Annotated in this window: 13 protein-coding genes and 1 tRNA gene; 6 read left to right on the top strand and 8 right to left on the bottom strand. The window is 55.6% G+C overall.

Translation table 11 applies throughout. From position 1 onward, the window contains the following. The first annotated feature begins 70 nt into the window (after nt 1–70). The gene (locus A6F69_RS10525; protein ID WP_067600961.1) at nt 71–1,627 is read left to right on the top strand and encodes a long-chain-fatty-acid--CoA ligase; all 1,557 of its coding nucleotides are present in this window, start codon (nt 71–73) and stop codon (nt 1,625–1,627) included. Between the two features lie 3 nt (nt 1,628–1,630). Beyond that, a complete protein-coding gene (locus A6F69_RS10520) occupies nt 1,631–2,257 on the top strand; it encodes a DUF938 domain-containing protein (protein ID WP_067600958.1) in 627 nt (208 codons plus the stop codon). On the opposite strand, the gene A6F69_RS13260 is transcribed toward A6F69_RS10520, so the two are convergent. Together A6F69_RS13260 and A6F69_RS10510 are read right to left on the bottom strand one after the other, a co-directional pair. Beyond that, a complete protein-coding gene (locus tag A6F69_RS13260; RefSeq protein WP_281179634.1) occupies nt 2,254–2,382 on the bottom strand; it encodes a hypothetical protein in 129 nt (42 codons plus the stop codon). The genes A6F69_RS10520 and A6F69_RS13260 overlap by 4 nt on opposite strands. Nucleotides 2,383–2,450: 68 nt before the next feature. Further along, complete coding sequence (locus A6F69_RS10510; protein WP_067602946.1) at nt 2,451–3,359, bottom strand: DMT family transporter; 909 nt, start codon at nt 3,357–3,359, stop codon at nt 2,451–2,453. A gap of 82 nt (nt 3,360–3,441) precedes the next feature. On the opposite strand from A6F69_RS10510, the gene A6F69_RS10505 reads away from it, so the two are divergent. After that, nucleotides 3,442–3,681: a hypothetical protein gene (locus tag A6F69_RS10505; RefSeq protein ID WP_067600952.1), complete on the top strand. Its 240-nt coding sequence runs from the start codon at nt 3,442–3,444 to the stop codon at nt 3,679–3,681. A gap of 9 nt (nt 3,682–3,690) precedes the next feature. Here the strand turns inward: A6F69_RS10505 and A6F69_RS10500 are convergent, their stop codons facing one another. After that, on the bottom strand, nt 3,691–5,238 hold the full coding sequence (locus A6F69_RS10500) for a TadA family conjugal transfer-associated ATPase (RefSeq protein WP_083984774.1): 1,548 nt from the start codon (nt 5,236–5,238) through the stop codon (nt 3,691–3,693). A 263-nt stretch (nt 5,239–5,501) separates the two neighbouring features. On the opposite strand from A6F69_RS10500, the gene A6F69_RS10495 reads away from it, so the two are divergent. The 3 genes from A6F69_RS10495 (at nt 5,502) to A6F69_RS10485 (ending at nt 10,725) form a co-directional block, all read left to right on the top strand. Continuing rightward, complete coding sequence (locus A6F69_RS10495; protein WP_245638233.1) at nt 5,502–6,350, top strand: DMT family transporter; 849 nt, start codon at nt 5,502–5,504, stop codon at nt 6,348–6,350. Between the two features lie 100 nt (nt 6,351–6,450). Continuing rightward, a complete protein-coding gene (gene glmS / locus A6F69_RS10490) occupies nt 6,451–8,274 on the top strand; it encodes a glutamine--fructose-6-phosphate transaminase (isomerizing) (protein WP_067600949.1) in 1,824 nt (607 codons plus the stop codon). A 93-nt stretch (nt 8,275–8,367) separates the two neighbouring features. Further along, complete coding sequence (locus tag A6F69_RS10485) at nt 8,368–10,725, top strand: EAL domain-containing protein (RefSeq protein ID WP_342669855.1); 2,358 nt, start codon at nt 8,368–8,370, stop codon at nt 10,723–10,725. 21 nt (nt 10,726–10,746) lie between these two features. Here A6F69_RS10485 and purQ read toward each other — a convergent pair whose 3' ends face one another. The 5 genes from purQ to A6F69_RS10460 form a co-directional block, all read right to left on the bottom strand. Beyond that, a complete protein-coding gene (purQ, locus tag A6F69_RS10480; protein WP_067600946.1) occupies nt 10,747–11,424 on the bottom strand; it encodes a phosphoribosylformylglycinamidine synthase subunit PurQ in 678 nt (225 codons plus the stop codon). Continuing rightward, the gene (purS, locus tag A6F69_RS10475) at nt 11,424–11,672 is read right to left on the bottom strand and encodes a phosphoribosylformylglycinamidine synthase subunit PurS (protein ID WP_067600942.1); all 249 of its coding nucleotides are present in this window, start codon (nt 11,670–11,672) and stop codon (nt 11,424–11,426) included. Before purS ends, purQ begins: the two co-directional genes overlap by 1 nt. Before the next feature lie 119 nt (nt 11,673–11,791). Next, a complete protein-coding gene (locus A6F69_RS10470; RefSeq protein WP_067600939.1) occupies nt 11,792–14,641 on the bottom strand; it encodes a M16 family metallopeptidase in 2,850 nt (949 codons plus the stop codon). 62 nt (nt 14,642–14,703) lie between these two features. Continuing rightward, nucleotides 14,704–15,510: a phosphoribosylaminoimidazolesuccinocarboxamide synthase gene (purC, locus tag A6F69_RS10465; protein WP_067600936.1), complete on the bottom strand. Its 807-nt coding sequence runs from the start codon at nt 15,508–15,510 to the stop codon at nt 14,704–14,706. Nucleotides 15,511–15,947: 437 nt separating this feature from the next. Continuing rightward, nucleotides 15,948–16,023, bottom strand: a tRNA-Phe gene (locus A6F69_RS10460). Between the last annotated feature and the right edge of the window lie 74 nt (nt 16,024–16,097).

Raw genomic sequence — 16,097 nt, 5'->3', positions numbered from 1 at the left:
GGAACGCTTCGGCCGATTTCTGCGTATAAGAGAGGGACATAAACTGGCATTCAGACCAGGCGGAGAGGACATGAACGCACATCACGACTTCACTCATTTCGACGATATTCTTCAATTCTGGGCGAAAGAGCGCCCCGATGACGTCGCTATCGAGCAAGACGGCCGTACGACGACCTATGCCGAGCTGGAGGAGAATACGCGGCGTATTATTGCGCTTTGGGCGACGCATGGAGTTGGCAAGGGTGATCGCGTTGCTTGGCTGGGCAAGAACTCCGATTTGCACTGCCAACTCTACATGGCGGCGGCGCGTGTTGGCGTGGTTATGGTGCCGATCGGTTGGAGGCTCGCCCCGCCAGAGATCGCGTATATCCTGAAAGATACGGGCGCGAAGATCGTCTTCACCGGCGAAGAATTTACGGAAACGGCCAGCCAGATCGCGCCTGATCTGCCTGCCAAGCCGATCGTGATCGGAGAACATCAGGCACGCAAGGCCATCTCGGAGACACAGCCCGGCCAGCATGAGCGGGTCGATAAGCATGAGGCGATTCTGCAGCTTTATACATCGGGGACTACCGGCAACCCGAAGGGCGTGATGCTTTCAAACGCGAACCTGATGGACTTGCGCAATCCGGGTAATGCAGCTGGTCTGGCATGGAACTTCTTCGAACCGCGCGAGTGTATGCTGGTCGCCATGCCCTGTTCGCACATTGGCGGTACGGGACTGATCAACATTGCCATTGTCAACGGCATCCGCTGCCTGGTGCAAGCCGAGTTCACGCCCGTCGGTGTACTGGAAGCGATCGAGAATGGCGCAACGCATATGTTTATCGTGCCAGCGGCGCTGCAAATGGTGGTCCAACATCCTCAAGCCAAGGAAACCGATTTTTCCGCGCTTCGATATCTGATGTACGGCGCAGCCCCGATGCCTTTGGAACTTCTCAAGGAAGCAGTGCGGACCATGCCCAATGCGGGGTTCTTGCAAGCCTATGGCATGACGGAAACCGCCGGCACTATCTCTATCCTTCCGCCTGAAGATCATGTGCTTGAAGGAAACGAGCGCATGCGTTCCGCTGGCAAAGCTGTTCCGGGCGCTAAGATCGAGGTTCGCGGGCCGGACAACAAGGAAGTGCCGCTCGGCGAGATCGGCGAAGTCTGCGTCAAGTCACCATCGAACACTGCGGGCTATTGGCAGCTACCCGACGCAACGCGCGACACGATCGATGAAGATGGCTGGCTGCACACCGGTGACGCGGCGATCATGGATGAAGATGGCTACATCTACATTCAGGACCGCATCAAGGACATGATCATCTCAGGCGGCGAGAACGTTTATCCGGCAGAAGTAGAGAATGCGATTTTCGGCCATCCGGCGGTCGCGGAAGTGGCTGTGATCGGGGTGCCCAGCGAACGCTGGGGTGAGGAAGTGAAAGCCTGCGTCGTTTGCAAGCCTGGCCAGTCAGTCGAAGAGGGCGACATCATCGCCTATGCACGCGAACGTGTCGCCGCATTCAAGGCACCCAAGAGTGTCGACGTGATCCCTGAGATGCCGCGCAATCCTTCTGGTAAGATCCTGCGACGGCAGCTGCGCGAGCCTTATTGGGCCGGACAGGAACGCCAGGTTAGCTAGCCATTGTACGCGTCGACCACTGAAGACAAGAAACGCTATGCGCCCGCTACTTTGCGCAATCGTGAGGCGATCGCGGACGTGTTGGCTTTAGAGCTTCCGGAAGCTCGCCTTGTCCTTGAGGTCGCTAGCGGGAGCGGCGAGCACACGCTCTACTTCGCGGAGAGATTCCCAAGCCTGACATGGCAACCCAGCGATCCTGATCCTGCTGCTCTCGCTTCGATTGAGGCGTGGCGCGCTGATCACGGACGTCCAAATCTCTTGCCACCGATTGAACTGAATGGAGAGGATAGTGACTGGGCACTGGATCGTGCCGATGCGATTTTTTGCGCAAACATGATCCATATCGCGCCTTGGCAAGCGTGCGAGGGGCTGTTTGCAGGGGCGGCAATGCTTCTTTCGAAAGACGCGCCGCTGATCCTCTATGGCCCCTATTTGGAAGACGACGTCGAAACTGCGCCGTCAAATCTGGCTTTTGATACCAGTCTCAAGGCGCGCAATCCATCTTGGGGTCTACGAAACGTTGCCGATATCGATGCGTTAGGCACAGATTACGGTTTCGCGCGAAAAGCGCGCCATGAAATGCCGGCTAACAATCTGACGCTAGTCTATCGCAGAAGCGGTGAGACTTAGGTCTCTTCGTCGACCGCATCGGCGACTGACTTCAAGTCATCGCCCACGCCGCGGACAGTGTTGCAGGCGCTGGCGGCCAAAGTCATGGCGGCTAAAGCTGCTGCAATGATTGTCTTACGGATCATGCCTGTTTCCTTTCGTTGGCATCTCTTTTGGTATTTGCCGACAGACTGACGCATTTGGCAAGGAATTACTATGGGGGAGCAGCCAGACTGCGTGCAGGACGCGATAACTGGTGCTCGCGCCAGGCAATCAGGAGGCCCGCGCCGATGATCAGCGGCGCCCCCAGCCAAGTTGTTGCGGGCGGAAGTCGATCGAACAGCGACCAACCCAACAAAGTCGCCCAGATCAGAGCAGAATAATCCATCACAATGACGCTTGATACACTGCCGTACCTAAGGGCGCTGGTAAGCAGATATTGTCCTAACAGCCCGCTGAGGCCGAGCGCGATCAAATAGAACCATTGTTCGGCGGACTTGGCCTGCCATACAAAGGGCAGAGCAATTGCCAGCAGCGGTGTAGTGAACAGCGCGAAGTAAAACACGATCGTTAGCGAGTCTTCTGTCTTGGTAAGATCGCGGATCGCAATCGAAATCAGCGCGATCATAAAGGCGGCCCCCAGTGCTACGCCTGCCCCGAAAAGTGGAATGTGTCCATCGCCCGGCTGTCCAATGACCAGAACCCCGACAAACCCCAAGATCACCGCGCCCCAGCGCCAAAGGCCCACCCTCTCATGCAGGATCAATGCCGACAAAATGACTGCCCAAATTGCAGATGTGAAGTTCAAGCTGGTCGCCTCTGCAAGTGGCAAAAGGGTTACGGCACCAAAGTTTAGGAACATGCCGCCAATTCCCAGTAAGGCGCGGAGGCCGTGCTGGTTTAGTCGCTTCGATCGCAGGCGGCCAAGTCGTCCCGTGGCCCAGAAGATCAGAATGACAAGTGGAATCGTTGGCAATTGGCGCCAGAAAAGGATTTCCGGCAAGGATAGACCGCTTTCGCTGGCAAGTTTGACCAATGCGACCATCACTGAAAGTGTTGCTGCTGCAGCCAGTCTGACAAAGAGCGCGAAAAGCGGGCGTTGGATGGGTGCATCAGCAGTCACAAGCTGTTCTCTACGCAGAATGTTGCAGCGTGCAACCTCTTGGGGGATTGCGTCAGACTGTTTCGCGCACCATTTGCTTTCGATGATTGCGAGCGCCTTCACATTTGCGAGCGAAGCAGATCAGGTTGCCTTTTTGGGCGGCCTCTTCGTGACGATCGCAATTCTCGCTTTGGTCATGGATCGCTTACGCTCGCGGCGCGAGCGGGTAGGGCAACTTGACAGTGTCGGCTGGGTGCCGTGGACACTGGTGTTTCTGGCCTGCGCAATTATCGGCGGCGGACTACTCGCGCTTTCGCTTCCAACTGCTCTATTCTCGCAATAGCTGCGATGGTTAGAGACAGGCTTCCAAATAGGCCTGATCAAAGCCGTATTGACGCGCTTTTTCGAGCGTATAGGGGCGCAATCCGCTTGAGCGGAATTCACCAAGGATCTTGCCGTCTTCGCTCTCGTCCAGATACTCGAACTTGAACAGCTCCTGCGTCACGATGACATCGCCTTCCATCCCGATCACTTCCGTGATGTTGGTGGTGCGGCGCGAACCGTCGCGCAGACGCTTAACCTGGACGATCAGATCGACCGATTCTGCAATCTGTCGGGAGATGGCTTCCTTCGGAATCTTGATGTCGCCCATCAGGATCATGTTTTCCATACGGCCAAGGCATTCGCGCGGGCTGTTGGCGTGAAGCGTACACATCGAACCATCGTGGCCGGTGTTCATAGCGGCGAGAAGGTCGAAACATTCCGCGCCACGAATCTCACCCAGAATGATGCGGTCAGGACGCATACGCAGGGCGTTCTTCACAAGGTCACCGATGGTGATTGCACCTTGCCCTTCGAGGTTTGGCGGGCGCGTTTCCAGCGGCAACCAGTGCGGCTGCTGCAAGCGAAGTTCCGCGGCGTCCTCGATGGTCAGAACACGCTCGCCCGGGTCGATCATCTTCGACAATGCGTTGAGCATGGTCGTCTTACCCGAACCCGTACCGCCAGAAATAACGATGTTCATCCGGCAAGCGCCCGCGATTTTCAGCGCGGTACACATCTTCTCACTCATCGAACCAAAGTCCTTGAGCATATCGAGCGTGATCGGCTTTTCGGAGAACTTACGAATGGAGATCGCAGTACCGCGCAGCGACAGCGGCGGAACGATGACGTTCACACGTGAACCGTCTTTCAAACGGGCGTCGGCCAGCGGGGTCGTCTGGTCAACGCGGCGGCCAACCTGGTTCACAATGCGTTGCGCAATCTGGAACAGATGCTGTTCATCGCGGAACTGGATCGGCGCGAGCTGCAACTTGCCTGACTTCTCAATATAGGTCTGCTGCGGACCATTGACCATGATATCGGACACGTCTGGGTCATTGAGCAGTTCTTCAAGCGGGCCAAAGCCCAGCAGTTCGTCAATCAGAACCTTCTCGAGAGCAAATTGCTCGCGGCGGTTCAGTGTCACTTTCAGTTCAGCCAGCACTTCCATGATGATGGGACGGAATTCCTCCGACAGCTCATCCTTTGTGAGAGTAGCGGCAGCTTCGGGGTCGACGCGTTCAAGCAAGCGTGGAAGCACCTGCTCTTTGATCTTGTGGATGCTCGCTTCAAATCCGCCGACCTCGGAATCGGTGGCATGTGTGGCATTCATGCGCTCAGAGAGGCGTGCCATTGCATCATCGTTGGACCTGCCAGAGGATTTGGCAGAAGTTGGCGCAGCAGGTGCAGGCTCGGAACCGCCGCCATTGGGCAATGGTGGAAACTGCTCCCCACCGCTTTCTTCGGATTTCTCTACGTCTGCTTTCTCGCCCGACTTCATCGGACGCGCGACGCCAAAAGACGGACGTGCCCCAGGCTTCATACCCCCAGGTCCGGTCTTCTTGCCGAATGCACTCATTCCATGGCCCCCAAAGCGGCTAAATCATTTACAACAGCCATCCTCGCTCAAGGCGAAGAGGGTCTCTCGAAGAATGGTGAATAATTGGGAAACCTTATTATTTTCCTAAAATTGCGCCTTGGGGTATCGTGGCCTCCGTTGGGCTTAACTAAGGCGAAATCGCCTTGCTTGGGCATTAACTTTGGCTATCAACCACCACTAATCTGACCGAACAAACTGATTGGCACCACTTGCAAGATACACGTTCCGGAATTTTGCTGGCGGTGGCAGGCTTTGCCACTCTTTCAATAGGGGACGCCGTCCTGAAAAGCATGGCCGGTCTCTGGCCTGTTACAGCTGTGGCGGCTTTACGGTTTTCGATTGGCGCCATCGCACTTTCCGCCATGCTTGCTTACAATGAGGGAGCCGCGGGCTTCAGGCCAACGAAGCCTTGGCTCCAAGTTGCACGGGGGGTCTGCCTCGCGGGCGCCTCTTTATCTTTCTTCTCTGCGATATTCGTGATGCCATTGGCGGAGACGATGGCCATTACATTTTTGTCTCCAGTGCTGACAGCTTTGTTAAGCGGACCTCTGCTTGGCGAAAAGGTTCGGCAGGCAGTGTGGATAGCATGCCTCTTTGCACTCGTTGGCGTGGCACTGATCCTTAGACCAAATCTTGCGGAGCTCGGTTGGCACGCGGTGCTGCCTTTGGTATCCGCGGTGTTCTTTTCGTTGATGATCATCGCCAACCGTGCATCCACGGGCTCGGGCAGCGCGTTGGCGATGCAGGCTTACATGGCACTGATCGCGGTACCCATACTGATCCTTGCAAGCGTCGGTGGCGAAGTTGCCCAGATCGATGGATTGCGTCTGTCTTGGCCCTCAGCGGATGTAATTTTCCGCTGCGCTTTTGTAGCGCTAACCGCATCGACAGCACATTGGCTCGTTTATCTTGGCACGACGCGCGCCGGTGCATCGCAGATTGCGCCAGCTTCATATATCCAAATGTTGGTCGCAACGTTGCTCGGATGGTGGTTCTTTGGAGACGTGCCTGATGCGATTACTATGGCCGGTGCGGCCATTATTATCGGCGCGGGTCTTTACCTTTGGCGTGACGGTGCACAGAAAGAGTAGAACGTTTGATCCGGCGCTGAATAGCTTTGCAGGCAATCCGGTGTTCAGCAGGGCAGCTATAGTCGACCCGCGATCGCATTAATTCTTGGGAAATGACACAATGTGCGGAATTATTGGAATTGTTGGATCACAGCCAGTTGCTGAAAGGCTGGTAGATGGCCTCAGGCGGATGGAGTATCGCGGCTATGACAGCGCGGGCCTATGTACGGTCGACGATGGAGAATTAGTTCGCCGCCGTGCTTCAGGCAAGCTCGCGAACCTCATCGAGGTCCTTGGCGCTGAACCGGCCACGGGGACTGTCGGGATCGCGCATACACGCTGGGCAACGCATGGTGCACCAACTACGAGTAACGCACACCCGCATATGACTGATGAGTTGGCCTTGGTGCACAATGGGATCATCGAAAACTACAAGCCTTTGCGTGATGAACTGAAAGGCGAAAACCGCACGTACAACAGCGAAACGGATACTGAGGTAGTCGCCCATCTGATATCGGTACGGATAGAAAATGGGCTCTCACCCCAGCAAGCTGTAGCTGAAGTTTTACCAAAGCTCAGAGGAGCATTCTCGCTTGCAATCACATTTCGCCGATATCCAGACATATTGATCGGCGCTCGACTGGGATCGCCGCTTGTTGTTGGCTATGGCGATGGCGAGATGTATCTTGGCTCCGATGCGCTGGCGCTTGCACACCTGACACAGCAAATATCCTATTTGGAGGAAGGCGACTGGGCGGTCGTTTCGCATGACGGTGCCAAAATCTTCGATGCAGAGAATAAACCCGTCGAACGCGAGATTCGCCATTCCGGTGCGTCCGCGGCAGCGGTGGAGAAGGGTAACTTCCACCATTTCATGCAGAAAGAGATTTTCGAGCAACCAACTGCGGTTGCACAGACGCTCTCTTCCTATTTGCGCAGGTCAGACAATTCAGTGGCCTTACCACAGTTTGATTTCGATCTTTCCGCAATCAAGCGACTAACCATCGTTGCCTGCGGCACTTCCTTTTATGCTGGGCTGGTAGCCAAGTACTGGTTCGAGCATTTTGCCAAGCTTCCTGTCGACGTGGATGTAGCCAGCGAGTTTCGCTATCGCGATCCGGTGCTGGAAGAGGGCGGACTGGCGCTGTTCATTTCCCAAAGCGGCGAGACGGCGGACACCCTAGCGGCATTGCGCCATTGCAAGCAGGCGGGCCAGACCATCGGCGTTGTCGTAAATGTGCCGACCAGTACCATGGCGCGCGAGGCCGATCTGCTTCTCCCCACCCATGCCGGGCCGGAAATTGGCGTCGCCTCCACGAAGGCATTTACCTGCCAATTGGCTGTACTTGCTGCGCTTGCGGCGCGTATGGCGGTAGTGAAAGGTCGAATGGATCGTGAGGAAGAAACGCGAGTAGTTCAGCATCTGCTCGAAGTGCCGGCTTCGCTGAATGCTGCGCTCGATCATGACGCCGACATTGCAGCCATGGCCCATCTGATCGCACCAGCGCGTGACGTGCTGTACCTGGGCCGCGGGCAGGACTATCCGTTAGCCCTGGAGGGCGCATTAAAACTGAAAGAAATCAGCTATATACATGCCGAAGGTTACGCTTCAGGTGAAATGAAGCATGGGCCAATCGCATTGATTGATGAGGACGTGCCCGTCATCGTGATTGCGCCTTCAGGTCCCTTGTTCGAGAAGACCGTTTCGAACATGGAAGAGGTGCGCGCGCGCGGCGGAAAGATTGTTCTTATATCGGATGCTGAAGGTCTTGAAGCGGCTGGCGAGGGTTGTCTTGCAACGATTGAAATGCCGAATGTTCATCCGCTGATTGCGCCTATGGTGTATGCAGTGCCGGTTCAATTGCTCGCTTATCACGTTGCCTGCGTGAAGGGGACAGACGTCGATCAACCCCGGAATCTTGCGAAATCGGTGACTGTCGAGTGAGTTGGTTCATCGGCCTGCCAGCAGTTGCCTGCAAGAATCACTAATTCAGTAATGTTTACGGCGACATAACCTTTCGCGGTTAATCGCGGGTGTGTGAGTGAACACGAATCCGCCTTTGCCGACGAACCAATGGGCTTGTCGACTGCCGCTGTGCTGGGTCTTGATGACGCGGCTGGCGAGCAATGGGCTCACCTGCGCGGCATGCAGTATTCGACGATGGCGCAGGTCACAAAATACCGCATGATCATGCATCTCATTCTCGCCGTATTGACTGCGGCGATATTGCGAGAACATGTTGCTGTATGGTGGCTCGTTCCTTGGGCAGCGGCCTTGGGGTTCGTCCATTTGCGCGGAATGAAGTTCGACAATAGTCTGGCAGACACCCATAGGCGTAGGGTAACAAAGGAAGAGTTTCGTCAACAGTTGGTTACGCCCGCGCTATCCGGTGTTCTGTGGGCGATTGCTCTTCTATTCTTCGCTCCGCAAGCTGGTGGCGTGGAGATGGCGGTAGTCTGGACGATCGTTGCGGTACTGATAACGGGCTCAACGCTTTTTTATACCGCGGCGCCTCTCGGCATTCTGGTTTTCGCGAGCATTGTCGGTGCGGCAGGACTGATTAGCCTGATATTCCACGATCTGTACTCAATGGCGGCTGCAGCGTTCACTTTTCTTGCCATTTCGATGATTGGTTCTGTGGAAGCTGGGCGAATGTTTCTGGCGGCGAGGCTAGCTGAGGAAGCTGCTACCGAGAAGGATCAGGTCGTATCGCTCTTGCTGCGAGAATTCGAGGAAAACGAAGCCGACTGGTTGTGGGAAGTTGATCCAACGCGTCGTGTTCGTAGCGCTTCTCCTCGGCTTGCCTACGCGCTTGGTCGCAGTCAGGCAGAAGCTGAAGGGCGACCTTTGCTGGAAATGATCGCGGGGCAAGGATGGGAGAGTGGTCGCTTGCCACCTACGTTGCATGAACTCGCCAACAAGCTAAAGAACCAGCAAAGCTTTTCGAATTTGTTGGTGGAGGTCTCAATCCGAGGCCAGCGCCGCTGGTGGGAGCTATCAGGGACCCCGATTTTGACCGAGAATGGCCGTTTTATCGGGTTTCGCGGAGTGGGTTCTGATGTGACAGCTCAGCGTGAATCCTCTGACAAGATCGCTTACCTTGCACGCTATGACACGCTCACCTCTCTACCCAATCGATTACAGCTTACTGAAGCGCTGGGCGAAGCTTTGCAGTATGCCGACGAATGGAGAACACGCTGCGCGTTCCTTATGATCGATCTTGATCGTTTCAAGTCGATCAACGATTCTCTCGGGCATTTGGTAGGGGACCGCTTATTGGCACAAGTGTCGGCCCGGCTTCAGGGGCTCATGGTTGATGGGCAACTCTGCGGACGTCTGGGCGGAGACGAGTTTGCCGTTGTCATTCGCGACGCGACAGATCACCGCATCATCGAGAAGGTTGCGAGGGTAATCATTGAGAGCCTGTCCGAACCCTACATTGTCGATAATCATACTCTGTACGTCGGAGCCAGCGTCGGATCGGCGATTGGTCCGCGCGATGGACGTTCGGTCGAAGAGTTGATGCGAAATGCCGATCTGGCACTCTACCGGGCAAAGGATGAGGGTGGCAATGACCACTACCCTTACGAACCTAATCTGCACGTTGTTGCCGAAGAACGCCGACAGCTTGAGCTGTCGCTTCGCAAGGCGCTCGACAAGGATGAATTTCAGCTCGCCTTTCAGCCGGTCGTTGACGCAAACCGGGAGCATGCGGTCAGCTTTGAAGCGCTGTTGCGCTGGCAAAGTGAAGAGCATGGATTTGTCAGCCCGGCAAAATTCATTCCTATCGCTGAAGACACTCGCTTGATCATTCCGATTGGAAGCTGGGTGCTGCGGCAGGCTTGTCTGGAAGCGTGTAAGTGGCCCGATTATATCAAGATTAACGTCAACGTTTCACCTGAACAGTTGTTGGACCCTGGATTCACAGACGAAGTCGTGCGCATTCTGTCCGAAACCGGACTGCGTCCCCAACGGCTTGAGATCGAAGTGACTGAAAGCATTTTTGTACGCGATGCCAGCGTAGCTCGAAGCGCGCTTGAACAGGTGATGGCGCTGGGCTGCAGTGTCGCGCTGGACGACTTCGGGACGGGCTATTCCTCGCTCGGCTACATTCGCAAACTGCGCTTCTCCACGATCAAGATTGACCGTACCTTTGTGAAGGGTGCGGCGCAGGAGAGCGCTGAAAGCCTCGCGATTATCCGCGCGGTTGTAGCAATGGCGCAAAGCCTGGAAATGACAACAACGGCAGAGGGCGTTGAAACAAGCGAAGAAGCCAAGCTCATACGTGAACTGGGCTGTGACAAGATTCAGGGGTATTATTTCGGACGCCCCATGTCGGCAGCCGATGCAGAAAAGATCGTGCAGTTAACCGAGATGAAGAAGCGTCTGTCCTGAGCGCTTAACGATGTCTATTATCTAGTCACTGACCAGACTTCCAACCACGCTTTCGAATAACTGCAGACCATCGCTGCTGCCTAGCACGTCTTCGATCGCCCTTTCTGGATGCGGCATCATGCCCAGGACATTTCCCTGCGCATTCAGGATACCTGCAATGTCGCGGCGTGAGCCGTTGCAAGGTTCAGCATAGCGGAATGCCACCCGGCCTTCACCCTCGATCCGGTCAAGCGTAGCATCATCAGCAAAGAAATTGCCGTCATGGTGAGCGACAGGGATCCGAACAGTTTGACCTGCTTCATAGGCGCTGGTGAAAAGTGACTGGTTGTTCTCAACCGTCAACGAGACTGTCCGGCAAATAAAGTTCTGGCTGGCATTGCGCATCAATGCACCGGGCAGCAGGCCGCTTTCAGTCAGGACCTGAAAACCGTTGCATACACCGAGCACAGGCACGCCGGCCTCAGCAGCCTTCACCACCGCCCGCATTATCGGACTGCGCGCAGCCATTGCGCCTGAGCGAAGATAATCGCCATATGAGAACCCGCCGGGTAGTGCGATGAAGTCTAGCTTATCAGGCAGGAGGTCGTCCCCGTGCCAGACCCGCAATGGAGCCGCACCGACAACCTTCTCTATCGCAACGGCCATGTCGCGGTCGCAATTTGATCCAGGAAATGTGATAACTGCGGCGCGAAAAGCCATCAGGCTGGCTCCGCCTTTTCGAATTTTTCGACCGTGTAATCCTCGATCACCATATTCGCGAGCAACTTTTGGCACATATCGTCAATGGTATCGTCACTGGTGTCGTCTGCGACGTCCATTTCAACAACCCGTCCGATTCGAACGTCCTCGACATCGTCAAAGCCCAGTCCTTCTAACGCGTGGTGCACGGCGCGGCCCTGAGGGTCGAGAACACCGGGCTTCAGGCGAACCAGAATACGGACTTTCATGAACAGCTCCTCGCAGTGTATCTGGCGCAAAAACGCAGTCGCGCCGCTCTCGACGCCCTATACCGTGATCCTCTCGTGTTGCAATTGCCCTTGGAGCGGTTGCCCACCATGTAAGGCGATTACTCCCGGCCTTGGGTCTCCGTTGCAAAACTCTCCGGGATCACCTGCATTATGACGGCGGATTCTGTGTCGAGATATTGCTTTGCCGCAGCTTCAATGTCCTCTGCTGTAATACCTTCAAGCAACTCAGGCGCATCGAAATAACGGTCGAGTCGTTCAGCTTCACTTTGCGCATTATCGACCAGGCTCATCCAGCCTCCCAAATTCTTGAGCAGGTTTTCGTAGCGTTCGAGCAGGGGCTGCCGCGCGCGATCAATGAGATCCTGATCCACGCCATCGCGAAGTTCATCGACCATTTCCATTATCGCGTCTCGCGCAGGATCAAGTTGGGTGTAATCGACGGCGACATTTACGCTAAGAATTCCGTAGTTGCGCCATGTACGCGAAGTGCTGCTTCGCGCACTTGGCGAATAGGCCTGGCCAAGCTGTTCGCGCAGAACCTCTTGAAGTCGGATCTGAAGCACGCGAGCGAGCAGGCTAAGCCTCGTTGCTTCGGCGTGATCGCTGTCATCGGTCGTTGGCCAGACAACGCGGATCAGTGCTTGGTCGAGTTCACCCGAGTGAGTAATCACCCTCAAGCTTCGATCTGCAGTAAATGGACGGTAGCGTGCGTTTTCGCGCGACATGAAGTCGGTCTCACGGTTCGGCAAAGCGCCCAATGTCTTGGCGACTGCACTTATCGCGTTGTCCGGGTCAAAATCGCCTACGATCGCAAGCTCGATCGCACCGTTGGCCAGCCTGTCTCCGATATCAGCTTGCAGTTTCTCATACGTGAGCGCGGCATATGCATCCTCGGGCTGGATCGTAAAACGCGGGTCGCGATCTGATAATATTTCACCAATCTTGTTGCCGAGAGCCTGCCCCGGTGTGGCATCCATGCTGGCAAAGAACTGAGCCACACCCCGTCGGTACTGCTCCTCTCCTTCCTTGCGATAACCGGGATCCGTGAGGCTGGCTGCAAGCAACTGCAATTGTAGTTCAAGATCGCGTGGCGTCGTTGTCCCACTCATCTGGAATCCTTCGCTTCCAGAGCCGAAGCTGAAGCGAACGCTGCGCCCGGCCAGAATGCTGACCAATTCGTCTTGTGAATGCGCGCCCAAACCGCCGGCAGGCAAGGAACTCGCTAAAGCCGTCTTGAGCGGATCATCTTCGGTGTTGAGCAAACTCCCCCCGTCCAGACGCAGACGATAGCTCACCCGATCTTCGCTGATATCTGTTTGCTTCAGATTGAGCATGACACCATTGGCAAAACGGATTTTCCGGATGCCCAAGCGCTCTTCAATTGTATCCGATATAATTTCACCCGCATCACCAAAGTCCTGATAGGCGAACTCGGCAGCTTCGGTGAATTCTGGCGCTTCAATTTCTGCAGTTTCAACCTCTGTCCAAGCCGCTTTTAGCGCTTCTGCTCCACCATCGGGTTCGGCGCGCCCTTGAAAGCGGATCAGGGGTTGGGTGAGTTCGGCAATCTCGTCCTTTACTGCAGCGAATGCGGCCCCGGGCGTAATCTGGTCGGCAAAGGATTCGAAACGTTCGAGCGAACTTTGCGGCGTAGAGGGGATATTGTCGCTTTGAACCAGTCCCAGTGCTGCAGACACAAGCGCGCTATTGCTTCGTGTGTTCGCAGCACCCGCAGCGTTCTCAATGCTGGCGCGCAGTCGCGCAACTTGCTCTGCGACCTCGGCCTCGCTGAATCCATATTCTAACGCGGTGCGTACTGCGATCCCTGCTGCGATCAATCCGTTGCGCCACTCGCCGTCAGAGGTGTTCACGGTAAGGGTCGTTGTGCGCGCATCTTCGAACAGTTCGTCCACGCCAAATCGAGCAGCGCGGAAGGGTGCATTCTCGCCGCGTGCCAGCGTTGCCAAACGCCGCCCGATGATCCCGAAACCCACTTGGCGAAGCAAGTTCTGGCGACGGTTCTCCATTGTGTCCCTACGCTCAACCCATGGGGAATAGCGCGACACAGAGATGGTTTCGTTCAGAGCCAGATCAACATAGATATCAATTTCGTCCGTGCGGGTAATATCAACCGGGCCGGTGACAGGATCGCCGGGTTCTTCGTTGGCCTCCCAATCAGCGAACCAATGCTTCACGCGCGCTTCCAGCAACTCGACCGGATAGTCGCCGACGATGACCAGCACTGCATTATTGGGAATATAATTGCGCTCGTAGAAACCGCGAAGGTCCTCTGCGCTCGCATTCTCCAAAACCTCCAGACTGCCAATAGGGACGCGTTCAACAAAGCGGGCATCAGGTGCGGAAAATTCAAACCCGTCTATCGCTGCCTTGTAGGCAAAATTGTTGCGGTCCCGTCGTTCCGCCAGAATGATGCCACGCTCGCGCTCAACCGCCTCTTGTTCTATCAGTAGTTCGCTGGCTGTTTCACGCATCAGCATCAGTGCAGTTTCCAGCAAATCCTCATCGTTGCGCGGTAGGTTGAGCATGTAGAGCGTTCGCTCAAAGCCTGTGCTGGCATTCGTGTCGGCCCCGAATGCCAAACCCTCGCGCTCCAACAATGGGATCATTTCGCCCTCGGGAATGCTGGTCGATCCATTAAATGCCATATGTTCAACAAAGTGCGCTAGGCCGCGTTCGCTATCGGTCTCATCTAGAGAGCCCGCGCCAATGTGCAGCCGGACCAATGCGGTCCCTTCCGGTGTGCCGTTTGATCGCAAGACATAACGCATACCATTGTCCAGCACGCCAAAATGGAATGCAGGATCGACAGGTATATCGCTTTCCTCAAACGCCCATGCAGGCGGGTCTGTCTGGACCTCCTGGGCAAACGAAGTCGCTGGCGAGAAGGTTAGGGCGGCCACAGCCGCAAACATGGCAAACAATCGCATAGCACCTGCTTACCTGCCGTAAGCAGGCTGACAAGTTGATGAATGCGATAGTTGTGGGTGGTTTACTTCTTAGGAGGCGGTGGGGTGCCGCGCAATCGGCTCCGGTGGCTCGACATATCGAACACTTCGCCCGGACCGTTGTCGTCATTCTGAAGCAGGCCCAGACGCCGGGCCACTTCCTGATAAGCTTCGCTTTCGCCCCCCAGATCGCGGCGGAACCGGTCCTTATCAAGCTTTTCATTGGTCTTCATATCCCACAGGCGGCAGCCATCCGGGCTGATCTCGTCTGCCAGAATGACGCGACTGAAATCACCTTCAAAAATTCGACCAAACTCTAGTTTGAAATCAATCAGCCGGATATCGATCGCGGCGAACATACCGCACATGAAGTCATTGATGCGGATAGCCATGCTGGCAATATCCTGCATCTCATCCGGGCCTGCCCAGTTAAAGCAGGCGATATGCTCTTCAGCGATCAGCGGATCGCCCAAAGCATCATCCTTGTAGTAGTATTCTATCAGAGTGTGCGGCAGTGGATCGCCTTCCTCGAGCCCAAGTCGTTTGCAAATCGAGCCTGCTGCTACATTGCGCACCACCACTTCGATTGGGATGATCTCAGCCTGTCGCACAAGTTGTTCGCGCATGTTCAGGCGTCGAATGAAATGTGTTGGGATGCCGATATGCGCAAGGCGGGTGAATACATGCTCGCTGATGCGGTTGTTGATCACGCCCTTACCGTTGATCGTGCCTTTCTTTTCCGCGTTGAATGCGGTTGCATCATCCTTGAAGTACTGGATGATCGTGCCAGGCTCAGGACCTTCGTAAAGGATCTTTGCCTTGCCTTCGTAAATCTGGCGACGACGCGACATGTGCGGGCTCACTCTGCTGCAAAAATACACGCGCCCCGGCAATCAGCGCGAGTGCGCAACGCGGTGGCCGGGCGTTCGTTTTCACATAGGCGCAACGCGCGAAATTGGCAATCAGTGTAAGAGAAACAGGCAGACTCAATTGTCGAGAAGTAGCGCCGGATCAACTGCAACGGGTCGGGTCATGCGTTGCACGCCATCTTCGACTGCGATTATGGTTTCTGTCGAACCGATATGTTTCTGTCCCTAGAGCGTGAACGCCTTGAGAGCCGGGATCAGGGTCAGCCCCGCCTCGGTTAAGCTGTATTCGTAGCGAACCGGGGTCACCCAAGACCCAATTCCGCTCGATACGTGACCTAGGATAGTCGGCTCTTACCCCAAATCGGCCTTGCTGGTCACTATCAAGCCTGATTGAAGAAAATCTGGCGCTATCTGGAAAATGGTGCCTCGGGGCGGGATCGAACCACCGACACTACGATTTTCAGTCGTATGCTCTACCAACTGAGCTACCGAGGCATCGCAATCGCGAGAGCGCTTTATCGCGCCAGCGAGCGAGTGAGAGCGCGCCTATGGCGAAGGTGCGCGATCTT

It is taken from the genome of Altererythrobacter ishigakiensis (assembly GCF_001663155.1).
Classification (GTDB): Bacteria; Pseudomonadota; Alphaproteobacteria; order Sphingomonadales; family Sphingomonadaceae; genus Erythrobacter; species Erythrobacter ishigakiensis.
This window is presented reverse-complemented; position numbering and strand designations above follow the sequence as displayed.

Coding starts and splice junctions, on each gene's coding strand:
- A6F69_RS10525 (WP_067600961.1), top strand. CDS start 71: ATGAACGCACATCACGACTTCACTCATTTCGACGATATTCTTCAATTC.
- A6F69_RS13260 (WP_281179634.1), bottom strand. CDS start 2,382: ATGATCCGTAAGACAATCATTGCAGCAGCTTTAGCCGCCATGACTTTG.
- A6F69_RS10505 (WP_067600952.1), top strand. CDS start 3,442: ATGATTGCGAGCGCCTTCACATTTGCGAGCGAAGCAGATCAGGTTGCC.
- A6F69_RS10500 (WP_083984774.1), bottom strand. CDS start 5,238: ATGAGTGCATTCGGCAAGAAGACCGGACCTGGGGGTATGAAGCCTGGG.
- glmS (WP_067600949.1), top strand. CDS start 6,451: ATGTGCGGAATTATTGGAATTGTTGGATCACAGCCAGTTGCTGAAAGG.
- purQ (WP_067600946.1), bottom strand. CDS start 11,424: ATGGCTTTTCGCGCCGCAGTTATCACATTTCCTGGATCAAATTGCGAC.
- purS (WP_067600942.1), bottom strand. CDS start 11,672: ATGAAAGTCCGTATTCTGGTTCGCCTGAAGCCCGGTGTTCTCGACCCT.
- A6F69_RS10470 (WP_067600939.1), bottom strand. CDS start 14,641: ATGCGATTGTTTGCCATGTTTGCGGCTGTGGCCGCCCTAACCTTCTCG.
- purC (WP_067600936.1), bottom strand. CDS start 15,510: ATGTCGCGTCGTCGCCAGATTTACGAAGGCAAGGCAAAGATCCTTTAC.